The 19,783-nt window shown below is 71.9% G+C and carries 13 protein-coding genes and 1 pseudogene; 3 read left to right on the plus strand and 11 right to left on the minus strand.

Annotated features, from left to right (window positions below; translation table 11 throughout):
• Window positions 1–5 precede the first annotated feature (5 nt).
• From ASC99_RS35840 to ASC99_RS35865, 6 genes and pseudogenes are all read right to left on the minus strand, one after another.
• Window positions 6–1,181, minus strand: a complete 1,176-nt coding sequence (locus ASC99_RS35840) for a glycosyltransferase (RefSeq protein ID WP_057240142.1) — start codon at window positions 1,179–1,181, stop codon at window positions 6–8.
• On the minus strand, window positions 1,178–3,748 hold the full coding sequence (locus ASC99_RS35845) for a lipid II flippase MurJ (RefSeq protein WP_057240144.1): 2,571 nt from the start codon (window positions 3,746–3,748) through the stop codon (window positions 1,178–1,180). The genes ASC99_RS35840 and ASC99_RS35845 overlap by 4 nt, the downstream gene beginning before the upstream one ends.
• Window positions 3,745–5,070 (minus strand): O-antigen ligase, encoded by a 1,326-nt coding sequence (locus tag ASC99_RS35850; RefSeq protein WP_057240146.1) that lies wholly within the window; start codon window positions 5,068–5,070, stop codon window positions 3,745–3,747. The genes ASC99_RS35845 and ASC99_RS35850 overlap by 4 nt, the downstream gene beginning before the upstream one ends.
• Before the next feature lie 4 nt (window positions 5,071–5,074).
• Entirely contained in the window at window positions 5,075–6,580 is a 1,506-nt protein-coding gene (locus ASC99_RS35855; RefSeq protein WP_057240148.1) for a sugar transferase, read from the minus strand.
• Between the two features lie 333 nt (window positions 6,581–6,913).
• Window positions 6,914–8,079, minus strand: a pseudogene (locus ASC99_RS35860) (glycosyltransferase).
• A gap of 87 nt (window positions 8,080–8,166) precedes the next feature.
• Window positions 8,167–8,604, minus strand: coding sequence for an SRPBCC family protein (locus ASC99_RS35865; RefSeq protein WP_057240150.1), 438 nt, complete (start codon window positions 8,602–8,604; stop codon window positions 8,167–8,169).
• Between the two features lie 82 nt (window positions 8,605–8,686).
• Between ASC99_RS35865 and ASC99_RS35870 the strand changes: the two genes are divergently transcribed.
• Window positions 8,687–9,556, plus strand: coding sequence for a HipA family kinase (locus tag ASC99_RS35870; protein ID WP_057240153.1), 870 nt, complete (start codon window positions 8,687–8,689; stop codon window positions 9,554–9,556).
• Between the two features lie 13 nt (window positions 9,557–9,569).
• Here ASC99_RS35870 and ASC99_RS35875 read toward each other — a convergent pair whose 3' ends face one another.
• The 3 genes from ASC99_RS35875 to ASC99_RS35885 form a co-directional block, all read right to left on the minus strand.
• The gene (locus tag ASC99_RS35875) at window positions 9,570–10,010 is read right to left on the minus strand and encodes a hypothetical protein (protein WP_157531967.1); all 441 of its coding nucleotides are present in this window, start codon (window positions 10,008–10,010) and stop codon (window positions 9,570–9,572) included.
• A gap of 69 nt (window positions 10,011–10,079) precedes the next feature.
• Complete coding sequence (locus ASC99_RS35880; protein ID WP_235502796.1) at window positions 10,080–11,549, minus strand: S8 family serine peptidase; 1,470 nt, start codon at window positions 11,547–11,549, stop codon at window positions 10,080–10,082.
• A 205-nt stretch (window positions 11,550–11,754) separates the two neighbouring features.
• A complete protein-coding gene (locus tag ASC99_RS35885; RefSeq protein WP_057240160.1) occupies window positions 11,755–14,670 on the minus strand; it encodes a glycoside hydrolase family 48 protein in 2,916 nt (971 codons plus the stop codon).
• Between the two features lie 220 nt (window positions 14,671–14,890).
• On the opposite strand from ASC99_RS35885, the gene ASC99_RS35890 reads away from it, so the two are divergent.
• A complete protein-coding gene (locus tag ASC99_RS35890; RefSeq protein WP_157531968.1) occupies window positions 14,891–16,405 on the plus strand; it encodes a cellulase family glycosylhydrolase in 1,515 nt (504 codons plus the stop codon).
• Window positions 16,406–16,563: 158 nt separating this feature from the next.
• Complete coding sequence (locus ASC99_RS35895; RefSeq protein ID WP_057241158.1) at window positions 16,564–17,133, plus strand: hypothetical protein; 570 nt, start codon at window positions 16,564–16,566, stop codon at window positions 17,131–17,133.
• 193 nt (window positions 17,134–17,326) lie between these two features.
• On the opposite strand, the gene ASC99_RS35900 is transcribed toward ASC99_RS35895, so the two are convergent.
• A complete protein-coding gene (locus ASC99_RS35900; RefSeq protein WP_057240164.1) occupies window positions 17,327–18,403 on the minus strand; it encodes an amidohydrolase family protein in 1,077 nt (358 codons plus the stop codon).
• 4 nt (window positions 18,404–18,407) lie between these two features.
• Window positions 18,408–19,748, minus strand: a complete 1,341-nt coding sequence (locus ASC99_RS35905) for a glutamine synthetase family protein (protein WP_057240166.1) — start codon at window positions 19,746–19,748, stop codon at window positions 18,408–18,410.
• Window positions 19,749–19,783: the final 35 nt, after the last annotated feature.

Genomic DNA, 19,783 nt, shown 5'->3' on the forward strand with positions numbered 1-19,783 from the left:
CTTGGCTAGAACGTTCGATTCAGGACTGGGGGTGCGGGCACCCGGCCCGGCACTCCCCCGAGGCGGTCGTAGAGCAGGGCCAGCCGGTCGGCGATCCGGGCGATGTCGTAGTGGGCGACCGCCGGGGGCTGTGGCAGCACGGTGCTGCGACGGCTCCAGAGTTCACACAGCGAGGTGGTGTAGGCGGCGGCCGAGCCGGGCAGCCGGACCGCTCCAGGGGCCGCCTCGGGAGGCAGCTCGTCCAGCGCCGGGCAGGCGCTGTGCCGGACCGGGAGTCCGGCGGCCAGGCCCTCCAGCACGGTCAGGCCGAAGGTCTCCTCGGCCGACGGGGCGGCCAACACGTCCATCGCGGTGAGCAGTTCGGGCACGTCGGAGCGCTCGCCGGTGAGTAGCAGCCGGTGCAGCACCCCGAGCTCCCCGGCCTGCCTGAGCAGCGCCGCCCGTTCGGGTCCGGCCCCGACCAGCAGCAGCCAGGGCTCCCGCAGGGCCGGGTGCTGGGCGCCCAGCCTGGTCAGCTCGGCCAGTACCGAGACCAGCAGCCCGAACTGCTTGCCGGGGACCAACCGGCCGACCGCGCCGATCACCCAGGCGGACTGGGGCAGGCCCAGCTCGGCCCGGACGCCCTGCCGGAGCGCCGCCCTGGAGGCGGTCGGCAGGCTGTACCTGGCGGTTTCGATGCCGTTCGGCAGCAGCTCCACCCGCTGCGGCGGCACCCCCCAGTCGTCCAGCGTGGCGGCGACCTGCCGGGAGACCGCGACGGTGGTCGAGCCGAGCCGTTCGGCGGCCAGGTAGAGCGCCTTGACGCCGGGGGTGACCGGTCGGCCCTCGATCACCGTGGCGTGCAGCGAGTGCTCGGTGGCCAGCACCTGGCGTACCCCGGCCAGCCGGGCGGCCAGCCGGCCGTACAGCCCGGCCCGGTAGAGGTGGGTGTGCACCAGGTCGTACCGACCGTGCCGGATCAGGCCGGTGAGCCGGGGCAGCACCCCGAGGTCACGGTTGCCGCGCATCGCCAGGTCGTGCACCGGGATGCCTTCGGCGGTGAGCGCGGCGGCCACCGTGCCGGGATTGGTCAGGGTGGCCACCTCGCAGCGGTGCCGCTCGGGCAGGTGACGGAGGATCAGCTCCAGCTGGCGCTCGGCGCCGCCGGAGGCCAGGCCGGTGATCACGTGCAGGACCTTCATCGGCCGGCCCTCCCCGGGCGGCGCGCGCGCAGCGCGGTGAGCACGTCCCTGACCTGGTGCCGCCCGCGCTTGGCCCGCAGCCGCAAGGCGCCGTCCCGGTCGCCGACATAGCTCCGGGGCAGGGCGTAGCGGCCGGTGAGCCCGCCGTGCGCGATCGCGCAGGCGTAGTCGTACCCGGCGTCCCGGACCGCGTGGGTGGCGGCCAGGTCGACCGCGCCGTACGGGTAGCAGAAGCCGGTGACCGGGCCGCCAATCAGCTCCTCGAGGGCCCGGCGGCTCTCCCTGGTCTGCACCGCCAGCCGGTCGGCGGGCAGTCCCGGCAGTGCCTGGTGACCGAGGCCGTGCGAGCCGATCTCCCAACCGGCCCGGGCCAGTTCGGTGACCTGATCGAGGGTCAGCAGCTGCTTGCGCGGGCCCTCGACGTCCCAGCCGTTCTCGGTGCCGAGCAGGTCGGGCACCACGTAGGCGGTCGCGGTGAAGCCGTACTCGTGCAGCACCGGGACGGCGTACCGGGCGAAGTCGGCGTAGCCGTCGTCGAAGGTCAGACCGACCAGCTGCCCGGCGGTGCCCTCGGCCCTGGCCCGGAGCAGCTCTCGGACGCTGACGCCGCGTCGGCCGGTGCGGTGCAGCCAGGCCATCTGGGCGGCGAACCGTTCGGGGCTGACGGTGAGCAGGTACGGATCCTCCTCCTCCTCGGCCACCGAGTGGTACATCAGGATCCACGGGGCGCTCCGGCCGGACCCGGCCCGACGTTTGGTGCGACCGGCGGATGCCTGCGCCGGGAGGCGCAACTGCTGGGCGGAGTCGACGTCCATGGGGCAGCTTCCCTTCAGCGGCCGAAGGTGGTGGGTGGGCCCGGAAGCGGGCGGGCCGGCGGTGCCGGGCCCGACCGGTTCGGCCCGGGGGCGCGGGCCGGGGCCGAACCGGGCGAGGCCCCCCAGCAGTGGTCCGCGGATCTCGGCCGCACCGAAGGCGGTGCCGAGACCGGCGAAGACGAGCAGCACCGTCAGCCCGCCGACCAGGGTGGCCAGCAGCGGGGAGGCGGTCAGACCGTCGGCCAGGTACCCGACGGCCGCGGCGCCCACCGCGGCCGCCAGCAGGCGGGACTGACCGGTGATCACCTTCGGCACCCGGAGCGCGATGCCGCGCAGCAGCAGCCCGCGGAGCAGCAGCCCGGCGGTGGTGGTGATCCCGGCGGCGTTCCCGGCTGCCAGGCCCAGGCCGCCGTAGCGCGGGGTGGCGGCCAGGCCGACCGTGACGGTGACCAGCAGGCCGATCGCCATCGCGCCGACCGGGTACCAGTCGAGCCGGGTCACCCGGAAGCTGGCCGGGTCCTCGTCGGCCCGGCGGACCACCGGGCGGACCGAGAAGTACGGCCGGACCATCACGCCGATCAGCGCCTGGGCGGGCAGCCCGAAGCTGTAGACCCGGATCACGGCGGCGGTGGCGGCGGTGTCGTGGGCGGTGAAGGCGCCGCGCTCGAACAGCAGGGCCACCACCGAGGGCGCACAGGCCATCAGGAACGCGGTGCCGACCAGTACCAGCGCGGTGGCCTGGCCGATGTCCTTCTCCACCCGGTCCCGGGCGGTCCGCAGGTCGCCTGCGGCGAGCGCGCGGGCGACCAGCGGGAAGGTGACGGTGCAGATCAGGATGGCGGCGGTCATCGCGAGTTGGGAGACCTTGGCCGCGTAGTTCAGGTGCGAGATGGTGCCCGGCGGCAGGCCGGAGCCGAGGTGGCGCTCGATGAACACCTGGGACTGCCGGGTCAGCGTGAAGCCCGCGACCGGCAGTATCGCCAGCGGGATCAGCACCAGCCCGGCCGGGCCGCCCCGGCGGGACTTCCGGGGCCGACGGCGGCTCACCCGGAGCCGGCGCAGGAACGGGCCGACCAGCACCCCAGCCATCAGCAGACTGCCGAGCGCGACGCCGAGCGCGGCCGACCGGACGCCCCAGGCGGTGTGGCCGACCAGCAGGACGCCGAGGATCGCCAGGTTGTACGCGACGTAGATGCCGGCCGGTGCGGTGAAGCTGTGGTGGGCCCGCAGCGCACTGCCCAGATAGCCCGCGATGCCGAACGGCAGGATGGTGAGCGCGGTGATCCGGGTGCAGGTGACGGCCAGCCCCGGGTCGACCAGCCCGGGGGCCAGGAACCGGACCAGCTGCGGGGCGCCGACGGCGGTCAGCACCGAGAGGCCGCACAGCGCCAGCAGCAGCCAGGGCAGCGTGGCCCGGACCAACTGCCGCACCGGGTCGGCACCCCGCGGGTTCTCCTCGCGCAGCACCAGGGCCAGGCTGAACGCCGGGACCATCAGGAACGCCATCGCGTCCTCGATCAGCAGCGGTGCGGCCGTCTCCGGCACCGTCCAGGCCACCAGGAAGGCGTCGGTGCCCTGGTTGGCCCCGAAGTACCTGGCCAGCAGCAGGTCGCGGAGCAGGCCGAAGGCGGAGCCGGCGGCGGTGAGCAGCGCGGTGACCCCGAAGGCCTTGGCGAGGAAGTCGCGCCCGGGCGCCGGGGGGCCGGGCGGGGCGGGTGCCCCGACCACGGCGACGTGCTGATCCGTACTCATGTCTGGTTTGCCTCACCGGCGTTCGGGCCAGGCAGCGCCGTTCGGGCGGCAAGGCCGAGGATCACCGAGGTGAGCACCGTGGTGGTCCCCCCGATGTCGGCGTACAGGAAGTCCACCAGCACCCAGACCAGCAGCCCGAGGGCCGCCAGCCGGGGTCCGGCGGCCGGATTCCCCACCCGGCGCAGGCAGTTGACCAGCAGGGTGAGGAACAGGGCCAGATAGGCCAGCACCCCGACCAGGCCCTGCTCGCTCAGCACCAGGAAGTACATGTTGTGCGGGGAGAGCAGCGGTTCGCGGGTGAAGCCGATCTGCGAGTCGGCCGCGTCGCTGCCCGAGGAGAGCCGCAACGGGGCGTGGCTGTCCCGGAGTTGCTGGAAGGCCTTGGGGCCCGCGCCGGTCACCGGGTGGTCCTGCCAGATCCGCCCGGCGGTGCCCCAGAGGTCGTAGCGGTCGGTCACCGACTGGTCGGGGGTGTCGGAGACCGCGCCGATGCTGGAGAGCCGGTTGGTCACCCCCGAGCCGCCGAGGCCGAGCCCGCCGACCAGCACCACCGCGAGGGCGGCGGTCAGCACCGCGCCCCGGATCGCCAGCCGGGCGTCGGCCCGCAGCAGCAGCACGGCGGCGGCGACCGCGCAGGCGATCCAGCTGCCCCGGCTGAACGAGACCGCGAGCGGGAAGGTCAGGAAGCCGGCGACGGCCCAACAGCCGATCCGCAGACGGCGGTTGCCGCCGGGACCGCGCTCCCCCAGGGCCAGTGCCAGCGCGGCCAGCAGGCCGAAACAGACCACCGTGGACATCGCCATGATGTCGAGCGCCCCGAAGGTGCCGATCGCCCGGATCGGCTGCCCTGTGTACGAGGCCCCCGTCCCGGTCAGGAACTGCTTGACCCCGACCACGCCCTGCACCAGCGCGGCCAGCACCAGGGAGCCGAGCACCAGTTGCTGGTCCCGCCGGTCGCGCAGCGAGCAGAGCACCGCGGCCGGTACCAGCACGAAGACCTGCACCAGCCGGACGAAACCGGTGGCACTGGCCAGCGGGTCGATCGAGTGCACGGTGGCCACCGCCGCCGAGCTGACCACCGCGCCGAACAGCACGCAGACGGTGCGGTTGAGGGCGGGCAGCCGACCGCGCAGCAGGCCCAGCGCCATGGTGGCGACCAGCGCCAGCGAGGCCAGGTCGGCGGCCGTGACGTGCACGGCGGCGGTGACGTCCTTGTCGCCGGTCGGCACGCAGACCAGCAGGACGGTGGCGGCGGCCAGCAGACTGGGCCGGGCGGTCAGCCGCCCGGGTAAGGCGAGTCCTTGAGGGAGGGTCAGGGCCATCGGCTCAGCTTCCGTCCGGATGCAGCATCAGGGCGGCGGTGCGGAACAGCAGCTTGACGTCGAGCCAGAGGTTCCAGCTCTCGATGTAGCGGTTGTCGAACCGGGCCCTGGCCTCGATCGAGGTGTCGCCACGCAGGCCGTTCGCCTGCGCCAGCCCGGTCAGGCCGACCGGGACCCGGTGCCGGTCGGCGTACTCGGGGTACGCCTGACTGAACCGCATGACGAAGTACGGGCGTTCGGGCCGGGGGCCGACCAGGCTCATGTCGCCGCACAGCACGTTCCACAGCTGCGGGAGCTCGTCCAGCGAGCTGTGCCGGAGGAAGTGGCCGACCCGGCTCATCCGGTGGTCCTGGGCGATGTTCCAGTGGGTGGCCGACTCGTGCTCGTTCGCGGGGCGCAGGGTGCGGAACTTCAGCAGGGTGAAGACCTTGCCGTCGAGACCGGTGCGCTGCTGGCGGAACAGCACGCCCGGGCCGGTGTCCACCCGGACCGCGAGGGCGCAGACGGCCAGCACCGGGGAGACCAGCAGCAGGCCGAACAGGGCTGCGGTGATGTCCAGGGCGCGCTTGGCGGCCCAGCCGTGCCGGCGCATAGCGGGGCGGTCGAGCTGCAGACAGGGGAAGCCCCAGAGGTGGTCCCCCCGGCTCCGGTCGGCCACCGAGCCGTACTCGCGCAGGGCGGGCACCAGCCAGACCCGGCAGCCGAGCCGGGCGGCCTCACGCAGCGCGGCGGCGGTCTCGGCCTCGTCGGCGGCGCCCTCGGTGGCCACCACGTGGTGCACCCGGTGGCGGCGGATCTCCCGCTCCAGCACCTCGCGACCGCCGAGCACCGGGAGCTTGGTGTCCTCGGCGAGCAGCACCGGGTCGGGGTCGAGGAAGCCGACCGGGCGCAGCCCGTACTCCCGACGCTCCGTCAGGGCCGCGGCCACCTGCTGGCCGAGCTGCCCGGCACCGAGCACCAGAACGGGGCTGGGGCGGCGGCGACGGGCCTTGCGGAGCAGGTGGTAGACGAAGGCCCGGCCGACCGAGGCGACCAGCAGGAAGGCGGCCACCAGGGTGAGCAGGCGCAGCGGGGTGGCCGGGCCGCTGTCCGGCCAGCCGTCCAGACAGGCGGAGAGCGTGACGGCGAAGGCCGTCGCGACGGTGGCCCGGGCGGCCAGCGCGGGGAACTCGTCCAGTGCGGAGAGGGTGAGCCGGTTGCGGTACAGCCCGCCGGTCAGGTTGAGCGGCAGCAGCAGTGGCAGCACGGCGGCGGCGCCCAGCAGTGGTCGCTCCGGGTCGGTGGCGGTCAGCACGGTGGCGGCGCAGACCGCGAGGCCGTCGGCGGCCAGCAGCCCGGCCGGGCGGGCCAGTCGGGAGCGGAACGGGCGACGGTGCCGCCCGACCTGCGGAGCGGATCTGGCCTGGACCGGGCGCCGGGGCGGGCGCCGGTCGAGGAGCCCGGTGGTGACCTGTCGGGAGGGCGGCAGGGGTCGGCCCGGCCGTGGCACACTCTCGTGGTCAATGGTCATCAGCGCGCGAACTCCCCTGCTGTGTACCCGCCTTGACGGGACACCCGGACCCGGAGTCGGACCGACGAGTTAATCCCGGCCGACGGATGCGGTCCAGGTAGCACCTGCTGCCAAGGGCGGCATTCGGGTCATTCCGAGAACCGCGCTCAGAAATGACTACGAAGCAGGCAAAATCAGACAATACCGAACGCTGGCTTGATTGCAGGAAGTTGACTTGCCATTTCATTCCACCCGCCCATTAATCAGACTTTCGGACTTTGAATCCTCGGTCACCCGGTCGAGATGCGAACACGGCAGCACCTTCGCGGCGAGCATTCACGGTCTGAGAAACGATCAGGACCGCCCTGGGACACGGGTGTCGCGGCGCTGCGCCGCGCGGGGGCCGGGAACGCCGTCCCGAAGAAGGTTTCGATAGAGCAGCTCCACCTGGCGGACCACCCCTCGGACATCGTGATAATCGGACATTCGTTCACGCGCCAACAGGCCGAGCCGTTCGCACTCGATCGGATCTCTCAGTGCCTGCACGATCAGACGTGCGAGTTCGGTCGGATTCTCCGGCTCGACCAGACCGGTACCGATCAGCTCGGGCGGCAGACACTCCCGCGCGCCGGGCACGTCCGAGAGCAGCACCGGGCGGGCGGTGGCCATCGCCTCCAGCGGGGCCAGCGCCATCCCCTCCCAGCGTGACGGCAGCACCACCAGGTCGGCGGCGGCCAGCCAGGGCCGGGGGTCGGTGACGTCCCCGGCCAGCCGGACCCTGGACGGATCGGGGAGTTCGCGCACCCGGTCGGCCAGTGCGGTGGCGTCCGGACCGCCGCCGACCAGCGCCAGCCGGGCCCCCGGCAGCCGCTCGGCGACGGCCGGCCAGGCGTCCAGCAGGACGTCCTGGCCCTTCTGCCGACAGAGCCGCCCGACGCAGACCGCGAGCGGGTCCTCCAGATCCAGACCGAGCGACATCCGGGCGGCCCGGCGGGCCGCCGAGTCGGCGGGCGCGTGGTGCCGCAGGTCCACCCCGTTCGGGATCACCTGCCAACGGGCCGTCAGCCCGGCCTGCTCGCCGTCCCGCCGCTCCTGCCCGCTGACGCAGAGCACCGCACGGGCCCACCGGGTGGCGAACCGCTCCCAACGCAGACTGGCCGCCGCCACCGGACCCTGCACGGCGGCGAACGACCAGGCATGCGGCTGGAACACGGTGGGGACGGCCCCCCGGACGGCCAGCCGGCCCGCGAGGCCGGCCTTGGCGCTGTGCAGGTGCAGCACATCGGGGTTGGCCCCGCGGACGATCCGGCGCAGCCGCCACGCCTCCGCCAGGGTCCCCGGACCCGGCGAGCGGCCCGCCTCACCAGGGCCCCGGCCGCGGCCGCCTCGGCCGCCAGCCGGCCACCCGCAGGGCAGGCCACCAGCACCCGGCAGCCCGCCTCGCGCTGGCCCCGCACCAGATCGACCACCACCCGGGCGACGCCGCCGTCCACGGGCTGGGAGACATGAAGGATCGTCATATGCACGGCCGTGAGCCTAGATCGGCGCGTACGCTACGTGATCCCGCTGTCACCCGGACCGGCGATCAGAACCACTCGTTCGGGAAATCAGGCCACTTCGGTCGCGAGGGCTACGAGGATCTGGTCGTGGATCCGGTTCAGGCCCTTGGGGGCGAAGGTCCGCTCGAAGAAGCCGCCGATGCCGGTCGCCCCGGTCCAGCTCGCCTGCACGGTGACCTTGCTGCCCGCGCCCTGCTCGACGACCTTCCAAGTGATCACCATCGAGGAGTTGGCGTCGGTCTCCATCAGGGTGCGGCTGCCCGGCTCGGTCACGTTGAAGAGGCAGTCCCGGACCCGCTTCTCGGTCGCCTGCAGGCGCCAGTGCACCTGCGTCCCCGCGCCCGTCCCGCCGGCCCGCACCTCGTACTCGCTGTACTGCGCCGGCAGCAGCTTCGGCCGCGTCACCGCGTAGTCGGCCAGCGCCTCGTACACCCGCTCGGGGCTCGCCGGGTAGCTGCGCTCGGTGGTGGCGTACACCTGTCCCATGATCCGTACTCTCCTCTGACTGCTCCGGTAGCACCGTTTAATCCAAGCCAACCACAGCGGCCCCCGGGTTACCCTGACCGGTGTGCTGACCGAGGTGACCGCTCTTCGCTACCTGGACCCGCTGCGCGCCGGGGGCTCCGTGCCCGGCATCGTGGAGACCGACGACCTGGGCACCTACGTGGTGAAGTTCAGCGGCGCCGCCCAGGGCCACAAGGCGCTGATCGCCGAGGTGGTGGTCGGCGAACTCGCCCGGCGGCTAGGCCTGCGGGTGCCCGAGCTGGTCCTGGTGGACTTCGACCCCGAGGTGGCCGCACACGAGCCGGACCCGGAGATCCAGGACATCCTGCGCGGCAGCGCCGGGCGCAACCTCGGCATGGACTACCTGCCGGGCGCCCGGGACTTCAAGCCCGGCATGATCGACGTCGACCCGCTCGAGGCCGGCCGGGTGGTCTGGCTGGACGCGCTGACCGGCAACGTCGACCGCAGCTGCCGCAACCCCAACCTGATGGTCTGGCACAACCGGCTCTGGCTGATCGACAACGGCGCCGGGCTGATCTTCCACCACCGCTGGTCCGGCGCGGCCGGCTCACTGCTCAAGCGGTACGACCTCAGCGACCACGCACTCGGCGCCCACCACCCGGATGTCAGGGCCGCCGACGCCGCGCTGGCCCCGCTGGTCACCCCGGAGCTGCTGCGCGAGGTGGTCGCCCTGGTGCCCGAGGAGTGGCTGACGGACGAGCCCGGCTTCGACTCGGTCGAGCAGCTCAGGGACGCGTACGTGACCCAACTCGCCACCCGTGCCGCCCAGTCGGCCGCCTGGCTGCCGGACGGCTTCGCCACACCCGATCAGCTCAGGCAGACCGCCGCCGACCGCGCCGCCGCCACCCGGGCGGGCCGCCCGAGCTGGCTCCAGGAGGTCCCCGACCTCTCCGGCCGGCCCCGAGCGCGCTGACCGGCCCTACCGTTTACGAAGCCGCCGGGTCGGGGAGCAGCGGCAGCTCCGGCGGCACCGGGCCGGTGTACGGCGTCCAGCCCGGCGGCGCCTGCTCCGGCTCGAAAGCGGGCAGGTCCATCATCAGGTACGGCACCAGGAACTCGCCGTACGTCCCGATGCACAGCCCGACCGCGAGCAGCGCGACCTTCGCGATCCCGTCCATCCGGCGGACCTTGCTGTACCGGATCACCAACCCCGCCGCCAGCAGCCCGAGCACCGACCCGGTCAGCGACAGGCCGACCGTCCCGAGCGCCCTGACCGGCTGCTCCCCGCGCGCCGCACTGCCCACTCCGTGGCTGACCACGAGCGTCAGCCCCGCCAACACGGGCAGGGCCGCCACCAGACTGACCGTCAGCACGGCCAGGCTCTGACGACGGTGGCGGGCCGGGTGTTCGGCGCTGTTCATTTCCATGGGCACCAGCATCCCCACCCGGCAGCGTCCTCGCCTGAGTACGAGTACTCAGGCGAGGGGGTCAGCGCCTCAGCCGCGCCACCACTGCACGGCGGTGGCCGCGTTGACGATGCCCGCACCGTAGAAGCCGTTCTGCCCGGTGCCGCCCTCGCAGACCGCCGCCCAGGCGCCGTCACCGCTCGGGTCGAACACCGCCGGGCAGGCGTGCTCGGTGGCCTGGCCGGTCAGCATCCGCCGGAGCTGGTCGGGACCGGCGAACGGGTGGCTGGAGGCGAGCAGCGCGGCGACACCCGCCGCGTGCGGGGAGGCCATCGAAGTGCCCTGCATGTAGCCGTACTTGTTGCCCCGGACGGTGGAGAGGATGCGACCGTTCCTCGCCGGGGTGTTCGGGATCTGGTAGCGGGAGTCGCCGCCGGGGGCCGCGACCGTGATCTTGCCCTGGCCATAGCTGGAGAAGAAGGACTTGTCGCCGTTCACACCGGTCGAGGCCACGTTCACCACGCCGGGGAGCTCGGTCGGCAGGCTCAGGCAGCCGGCGTCCACCGGCCGGGGCAGCGGCACCGTGTCGTCCGGGCTGCTGTCGTCTGTGGTCTTGTGCGCCAGGTCGATGTTCTCGTTGCCCGCCGCCGCGACGCTCAGCACACCGTTGCGCTCGGCGAAGGCGGTGGCCCGCCGGACGGCGGTCAGGATGGCCGCCTGGTCCGGGTCACTGGCGCAGTTGAACAGCCAAGGGTCCACGTAGTAGCTGTTGTTGGTGACCTGGAAGTGGTGCTCACCGGCCCAGACGAACCCGCAGACCGCGTACTCCGGGTAGATGAACCCGCCGTCGTCCACCACCTTCACCGCCGCCAGCTTGACGTTCGGGGCGACCCCGAGCACGCCCTTGCCGTTCTTGGCGGCGGCGATGGTCCCCGCGACGTGGGTGCCGTGGTCGCTGGTGGTGGGCTGCCAGGCCTGGAAGTCGGTGTTCGGCCGGCCGTTGTCGATGCAGGACACCGACTGCCCCGCGTCGACGTTGGCGGCCAGATCCTCGTGCGTGGCGTCGATGCCCGAGTCGAGCACGCCGACCGTCACCCGGCGGCTGCCGAGGCTGGTCCGGTGCGCCTCGGGGACACCGATGGTGCCCAGCGACCACTGGTCCGCCTGCAGCGGTTCGTCCGTTCCGGCGGCCGGCGTGGCGGCCAGCAACCCGGCCGGTGGGGCGGCGAGTTCGACGGTGTCGTCGCCGATGCCCGCGGTGACCGCCTTGGTCCGGCTGGCGCCCACCGAGTCGACCTGGTGGGAGGCGCGCAGCGCGGCTGCGAAGGTGGTGGAGTCCGAGCGGGCGATGATCACGCCGATCTGCTCGTAGGACTGCACCACCGTGCCGCCGAGCCTGGCTATCGCACGTTCGGCCAGCATGACCTGGCCGTGGTTGGCCTTGGTGTTGACCAGGTAGTTGAGCAGCGGACCGGTCTCCGCCGTGGCGCTGCCCGCAGCGACGGCGGTGCCGGTCGGCAGCGTCAGTGTCCCCGCCGCCACCAGGGCCAGCCCGGCCATCCCGCGTCCGAACCGGCCTGTCCTAGGAACTCTCATAGGGGTTGGCCCTCCCGAGTCTCCGCCCGCGCCTGCGGATGGCAGGCGCATGAGCTGCCCGGGACGGTAGTGACCAAGGAGCGCCCTCCGCAAGAGGTACGCACCGCCGGCTCGTGCTGGACACACGATCTTCCGACCGTGTGCCCAGCACTCACTGACGGTGGGTCAGTTACCCGAACAGCTCACCGTAGGTGGCCATCGCGGTCGCGATGTCCGCCTGGGCCCAGAACCGGTGGTAGGTGAAGACCGGTGCAGGACCGCCGTCCAGGTAGGCCTGGACCTTGGCGAAGGCGGGGTCGTTCTTGTAGAAGGAACGCATCGAGAGGAAGGTGGAGCTGGAGTTGACCGGGTCGCCGTTCGGCATGGTCCCGGTCCAGCCCGAGGGCACCGAGACGGTGTCCTTGAAGCGGCTGTAGTCCGTCCGGGTCTCCGGCACCGCGATGCCCAGCGCGTCCTGGTTGTTGCTCCACATCCCGTCCAGCAGCTTCTGCGCCGCCGTCTTCGCGGCCACGTTGCCGGACTTCGCCGCGTAGTACGAGAGCAGCTTGGCGTACGAGCCGGCCACCCCGACGTCCTTGGTGTAGTCGACCACGCTCACGTGCAGACCGGTGTTGGCACCCGGGGTGGCAGCGTTCCAGGTGTCCGGCTTGCCGCTCCAGGCCAGCGTGGACGGGATCTGGTAGGTGCCGTCGGCGTTGAAGGTGGTCTTGCTCAGCGCCCAGGTCACCCACTTGTCCAGTACCGCCTTGGCCTTGACGTCGCCGCTGGCGTAGTAGTACTCGGCGAGCCGCTCCAGACCCCAGGTCTGGAAGCCGAACCACTGGTTGCTCGGCGGGTCGTGGTAGACCGGCGCCTCGTCGTAGAACATCCCGTAGAAGGTGGAGGTACCCGTGGGCGGGGTGGCGTAGCTGCCATCCCAACTGTTGGTCGCCCCACCGGCGATGGCACCCTCGCTGGACTGCAGCCATTGCAGGAACTCCACCTGACGTCCCAGGCTGGTGGCCCAGTCCGCCTTGCCGGTGGCGGACTTGGGAGCCAGCGCCGGGTCGTTCGCCAGGGCGTAGGCCGCCATCGGGTTCTGGTACCCGCCGTGCGCGGCACCGTCGCCGATCCGCCAGGCCCAGCCGGCGTTGGTGTCGGTCGCGCCGCCCCAGGCGTAGTACCAGGAGAGCAGGTAGTGCGAGGAGTCCTTGCCACTGCCCGCCGGGCAGGTGGAGGCGCCGACGCAGTTGCCGATCTTCTTGAAGTACTTGTCGAAGAACGAGTACCGCAGGTAGTCGCCCATCTTGCCCGCCTTGGCGACGGTGGTCGAGACCTCGCCGCCGTTGCCCTGCGCCTTGGCCCAGGTGTCCGCCCAGTAGGCGGCCTGGACCGCCCGGGCGTCGGCGTCCGGAGCGTCGGTGAACTTCCACTGCTTCGCGTAGGAGTTGTCCTTGACGAACAGGTCGAGGAAGCCGTTCTTGCCGCCGTAGGCGAACTTGTCACAGGTCGGCTGCGGGATGGTCTCCCAGACCGACTCCTGCGAACCGCGCTGGTAGGTGTTGATGTACGAAGGACCGGTGTCGGTCGGTCCGGCCTCGCACTTGCCGGGCGAGTTGCCGAAGCCGTAGACGTTGTCGACGTCCTGCAGCCAGTGCATGCCGTAGATGTCACTGGTGCCGTACGCGCTGGACAGCTCGGCCGCGATCGGGTCCTGCCCCGCGGTCACCGAAGTGTCCAGCGGTGCCGGGTAGTTGCCCGGCAGCGGCATCTCGGGGGCGTAGGTGGCGGGCTTGGCCGCGTTGTAGAAGCTGTTGGTCGGCTGGTCCGCGTGGGTGGGGATCATGTACGTCTCCATGAGCGTCCACGCCGCGTTGAACTTGGACCAGTCCTTGCTGACCCGGCCGTACTGGGCCTCCAGCCAGAGCAGGTAGCTGTAGGCCTCCGAGGTGGTCTGGTGCCCGTGGTCCGGCGCCTCGACCAGCAGGGTCTCCACCGAGTGGTACGGGATGCCCTCCGGCGAGAAGTAGCCGTTCGCCGGGTCCTTCAGCTTGCTGTAGAGCTGGAGGAAGCGGTCGTTGTACACGCCCGTGCCGGCGGCCAGTTCGGTCACCGTGACGGCGGCGGCGGTGTGGCCGGTGGCCGAGGCGGTGAAGGTCGCCGAGCCGGTGCCGGTCGCGTCGGCGGTGAGCGTGACGGTCTGTGCGGTGGCCCAGTTGGTGGGCGTGAAGGTCAGGCTGGCGCCGCCACTGACGGTCAGCCCGGTGTTGCCCGAGGTGCGGGCGGTGGTCACCGTGACGTTGGCGGTGGGCTGGGCGGAGAGCTTGACGGTGAAGGTACCGGTCTTCCCCTGGGTGACCGAGAGGCTGACCGGCGTGGCCGTGATGGCCGGCCCGGTCGCCACCGTGATGCCCGACGGGGCCGACTCACCGGTCGCACCGGTGCTGTCGTACGCCTTGGCGTAGACCGAGTGGCTGCCGGAGGCGGCACCGGCCCAACTGAAGGAGTACGGCGCGGTGGTGTCGGTGGCGAGCAGGGTGGCGTTGTCGTAGAACTCCACCTTGCTGATGCTCGCACCGTCGCTCGCGGTCGCCGTGGCGGCCAGCGGGACAGCGGCTCCGGCGGCGTAACTCGCCCCGGGGGCCGGGCTGGTGAGCGCGGTGACCGGCGGCTGGTGGGCGCCGGCGCAGGTGGTGCCGTTGACGGCGAATGCGGTGGGAGCCGCATTGGTGCCGCTGTAGGCGAAGTTGGCGCCTGGGGTGGCGTTGCCGCCGGGCGCGATGGTGGCGTTCCAGGAGAGGCTGCTGACGGTGACGTTATTGCCGGTCTGGGCCCAGGTGCCGCCCCAGCCGCTGCCGGAGAGGGTCTGGTTGCCGCTGTACGCGTAGCTGAGGGTCCAACCGTCGACGGCGGCGGTCCCGACGTTGTTGATCTTCACGTTGGCGGTGAAGCCACTACCCCAGTCGTTCACGGAGTAGTCGACGGCGCACTGGATCACGGCCGCCGAGGCCGGCGTGCCGACCATCGTGGTGAGCCCGGCGGCCAGCAGCGCGAGCGCTGTACCGAGTGCGGGCAGGCGGGAACTGCGAGAGGTGGGGGGTGACATGACGGCTCCTGCGGGGTGGGGGCTGCGTGTGGGGAACTGTTCGCTGAGCGCGAGGCATGGCACTCGCAACTGTGGGAGCGCTCCCAAATATCGGGAGCAGCTGAGCGCCTGTCAAGAGATTGCGCAGCCGGGACAGTTGGCAACTCCCCTGCGGCTGGCTATGTTTCTGGGCGGGCCTGTGGGAGCGCGCCCATATTTCGTCAGTTGCTAGGAGCGGGACATGTCCCTGCGCCACACCGCGCTCGCCCTCGGCGGCGCGCTCGCCGCCACGGTCGCACTGGTCGGACCGATCGCCGGTTCGTCCTCGGCCGCCACCGTCGCCTGTACCGTCGACTACTCCGTGAACGACTGGGGCAGTGGCTTCAGTGCCAATGTGAAGATTAACAACGTCGGGACCGCTGCCCTCAACGGCTGGACCCTCAGCTACGCCTACACCGGCAACCAGACCCTCTCCGGGAGCGGCTGGAGCGGCACCTGGGCCCAGACCGGCAAGAACGTCACCGTCAGCAGCCTCTCCTGGAACGCGGCTATCGCGCCCGGCGGGAGTGCCACCCCCGGTGCCAACTTCAGTTACAGCGGGGCGAATTCGGCGCCCACGTCGTTCGCGGTCAACGGGGTGGCGTGCAACGGGGCGGCGTCACCTTCGCCCTCCGCGTCTCCGTCGCCCTCTCCTTCACCTTCGCCCTCCCCGTCGCCCTCGCCGACCACGTCCACACCCCCGGGGGTCGCGCCCGACCTCAAGGTCTCCGGCAACTCCCTGGTCAACGCGGCCGGTTCGCCGGTCGCCCTGCACGGCGTCAACCGCTCCGGTACCGAGTACATGTGCGTCCAGGGGTACGGATTCTTCGACGGTCCGGTGGACGCCGCCGCGATCGCCGCGATCAAGAGCTGGAAGGTGAACGCCGTCCGAGTCCCGCTCAACGAGGACTGCTGGCTCGGCCAGTCGAACGTCAGCCCAGCCTACGGCGGTGCCAACTACCGTTCCGCCATCAAGGGTTGGGTCGACTCGCTGCGCACTGCCGGGCTGACCCCGATCGTCGAGATGCACTGGAGCCGCGGCCTCTACACCGGCAACTCGTCCGGCTGCTCCGACACCAACGCCACCTGCCAGAAGCCGATGCCGGGCGCGAACGCCGTCCCGTTCTGGACCTCGGTCGCCGAGACCTTCAAGGGCACCAACTCGGTGGTCTTCGACCTGTTCAACGAGCCGTACGCGGACCGGTCCGAGTCCTCGCTCGCCCAGGGCTGGCTCTGCTGGCGGGACGGCGGCGGCGCCTGCCCCGGCATCGGGTACCAGGTGAGCGGCATGCAGACCCTGGTCAACACCGTCCGGGCCACCGGCTCCACCAACGTCATCCTGCTCGGCGGCCTGGCCTACTCCAACGACCTCGGCCAGTGGCTCGCCCACAAGCCCACCGACCCGACCGGCAACCTGGGCGCGGCCTGGCACGTGTACAACTTCAACACCTGCTCCACCGCAGCCTGTTGGGACTCCACGCTGGCCCCGGTCGCGGCCCAGGTCCCGCTGCTGGCCGGTGAGATCGGCGAGAACACCTGCGGCCACGCCTTCATCGACCAGGTGATGTCCTGGCTCGACAGCAAGAAGATCTCCTACCTGGGCTGGACCTGGAACACCTGGAACTGCAACTCCGGCCCAGCCCTGATCTCCAACTACGACGGCACCCCGACCGGCTTTGGGATCGGCTTCCGCGACCACCTGCTGGCGCTCGGCTGACCACTGATGGCCCGTCCGGTCCACTTCGGACGGGCCATCACTTTTTCACATGAGATCGGACACGAACTTCGTTCCTTGACTCTGTTTCCGGGCGAGGACAGAGTGTGGCCGTCCGGGGCCGCATCTCCCTGGCCGCACCCCACGGAGGTCACCTCGCCATGCGATTCCGCCTGCCCCGAAACAGGACCATTGCCGCCGTCGCCGCACTGACCGGCCTCGCGCTCTTCGTCCCCGCCACCGAGGCCGCCGACCGGGTGCCACCGCAGGCCCCGGCCTCCGGCAGCGGCACACCCACCGTCAACTCGGTCTGGGACGCCACCCGTTTCTCCACCGGGTCGAACTCCTGGATCGACCTGCCCGGCGCCGCCATCACGGACTCCACCGGTCAGACCGTCGGATACGACGGAGTCTTCGTCGTGCATTTCGACGCCGATGCCCTGTGCACGATTCCCGGCAGTGACAACGCCGTCTGCAGCGTCCGCATTCTGGTCGGCGACAAGGTCGGCCGGCCCGGCGACACCAACGCCCGGTTCGTCACCGCCCGAGGCAATCCGGAGTGGAGCGCGCACGGCTACACCCGCACCGTCTGTCTTCCCGGCCAATTCGAACCCCGGGACGCCACCACCAAGGTCCAGGTGCTCGCCAGCACCAACGCGGTGTTCGAGCTCCAGAACTGGCACCTGGTGGTCAACCGCTACCCGGTCCGGCCCGGCACCAGCTGCCCCTGACCCGCCATCCCGGCAGGCGCTGAGGGCAACGCCCGTCAGCCGGCCCGAGGCGCGCCCTGCCGCCCCTCACAGGGGAGCAGCGTCACAACCGCTTCTCCTCCAGGGCAGCCGCGCTCCAGCGGCGCAGCCAGGCGGTGGTACGGGGGTGCTGGTGCAGGCGGTCGATCCTCCTGTCGGGGCCTGACACGGGATGTCAGAGCCGGTAGAGCCGCTGGGCGTTCTGCACCGAGAGCAGCTGGGTGATCCGCTCGGCGTCGGTGGCGGTGCAGGCGCTCTCGCCCTGCCAGTCGGTCAGCAGCCGGTGCAGGGAGTGGCGGTACTGGGCGGCCCCGACCACGTACAGCTCGGGGAGGCCGTAGGCGTCGGTGGAGAACAGCAGCTTGCCGAACGGGGCGAGTTCGAGGTACTCGCCGAGGACGGTGGTGGCCCGGGGGCCCGCGTAGGAGAGGGTCAGGCCGAGGTCTGCGTACACGTGCGGGAAGGCCTGGGCGAGCCAGGAAGCCTGGCGGTGGTACGGGTAGGCATGCAGCAGGACCAGCGGGGTGCCGGTCGGTTCGACGGCGCGGATGAAGTCGGTGAGCAGCGACGGGTCTGCGTGATGGAGGGTCAGGTCCGGGTCGCCGAAGCCGGTGTGGAGTTGGATCGGCAGGCCCAGGTCCACGGCGGTCCAGAGCAGTTTGCGGAGCAGGACCGGATCGGTCAGGCGGCGGCCGGGTCGATGGGTGGCGGCGGCACGGGTGACCTCCGCCCGGTCGGGGCGTTCGGCGGGGATGGCGAGGCTGTGGCGGTAGGCGAGAACCGACTTGAAGGCAACGGCGGAGGCGGCAGCTGTGCGGAGGGCCGCCTCGACGGCGGCTGCCCAGTCCGCAGCCGGGGCGTCGATCGGCTCCGCGATGCTCTCCAGCCGTACCACTTCCCGGACTTGGGCACCGGACAGCTCGGCGAAGGCGGGCAGCGGGAGCAGCGGGTGGCCGGCCGCAGCGGTGAGGCCGGTGTCGATCAGGCAGTGGCTGATACCGGTGGCGGCGAGCAGGCGGCGAGCGGCTTCGGCCGGGCCGAGCTCGCGGCGACGGGCCAGGTAGTCGGCCATCGGAGTGTGTGCGGGAAGGCCGAGGGCCGGTGCGCACCAGCGGCGGACGGCCAGGCCGAGCGCACTGTCGAAGGGTGAAGTCCCGGGCGCAGGTGGGCGGTCGGACTCGGTGAGCAGGCTCGCGAAGGAGGCGTCGTCGAGGTCGGCGAGGGTGATGCTGTGACAGTGCTGGTCGATCACGGTCTCAGTACCTGTCGACCGTCGCCGCGATGACCTGCTCGGGTGTGCTGCCGGCGAAGAGCTCGATCTCCGCCTGACGGACCGCCAGGACTGCGGCGTGGAGGGAGGCGCCGAGCGCTTCGCGGAGCAGCACCGAGGATTCGAACGCCGCCACCGACTCCGCCAGGCTCGCGGGCAGGCGCTCGACGGTGCCCAGGGCGGCCGGGTCGCCGTTCACCTCGTCGGGCAGCGGCTTTCCGGTGTCCAGGCCGTCCAGACCTGCGGCCAGCACTCCGCCGATCATCAGGTAGGGGTTGGCGATGGCGTCGAAGCACTTGAGTTCGGCGTTGGCCTGGCCGGCGATGGAGCCCTTGATCAGGCGCAGTGCGGCCTCCCGGTTCTCCAGCCCCCAGCAGCGGAACGGTCCCGACCAGCGGGAAGGCTGCAGCCGCAGGTAGCTGGCGACGCTCGGGGCACCGAGCGCGAGCAGTGCGGGCAGGTGGTCCAGCACTCCGGCCAGGAAGTGTTCGGCCTCGGGGTGCAGGCCGTGCGGGCCGGGGCCGCCGTGGCCGAGGTTCTGGCCGTCGCGCCAGAGGCTGAAGTGCAGGTGGCCGCCGTTGCCGACCCCGTCGGGGGTGAGCGCGGGCGCGAAGGTGGCGCGCAGACCGTGCCGGGCCGAGACGGCACGGATGGTGTGCCGGACCAGCACGGTCGTGTCGGCCACCTCGACCGGGGCCTCCGGGGCGACCGAGACCTCGAACTGGCCCGGCGCGTACTCGGGGTGGAGCTGGAGCACCGTCAACTGCTGCTCCGTCAGCGCCCGGAGCACGTCCCGCAGGTAGTCGGAGAGGTCGGCGAACCGGTGCAGCCCGTACGCGGGTGCGGTGGTGGCCGGCGCCCCGGTCGCGTCGGTGACCACCCACTCGACCTCGATCCCGGCCTGCACGGTGAGGCCATGCCGCCCGGCCGCCTCCACCATCCGCCGGGCGAACCGCCGTTGGCAGCCGGGGTGCGGCGTCCCGTCCTGGGCGTACCGGTCCGCCGGGGCCCAGGCCCAGCCGGGCTGAGCTGCCAGCGGCACCAGCCGGTCGAGGTCGGGGATCAACCGCAGGTCGCCGTCCGGGCCCTGACTGAACGGGCTGCTGGTCATCGAGTCGTCCAGCAGGAACATGTCGAAGCACGGCGCCGCGCCCACTCCCCACTCGGCGGCATGCTCCAACTGCCGTACGGGGAAGGTCTTCACCCGGCTGATCCCGGAGTTGTCGACCCAGCTGGTCGCCACCCCGTCGACACCTTCACCGGTCAGCCTGGCGGCGGCCAACCTGGCCTGGGCAGCCCGCTCGGCGCGGGACGGGGCGCTGTTCATGCCGCCATGCTCACGCATCACAAGGGCTCGGAGAA

Origin of the sequence: Kitasatospora sp. Root107 (assembly GCF_001424875.1) — a bacterium.
Taxonomy (GTDB): domain Bacteria; phylum Actinomycetota; class Actinomycetes; order Streptomycetales; family Streptomycetaceae; genus Kitasatospora.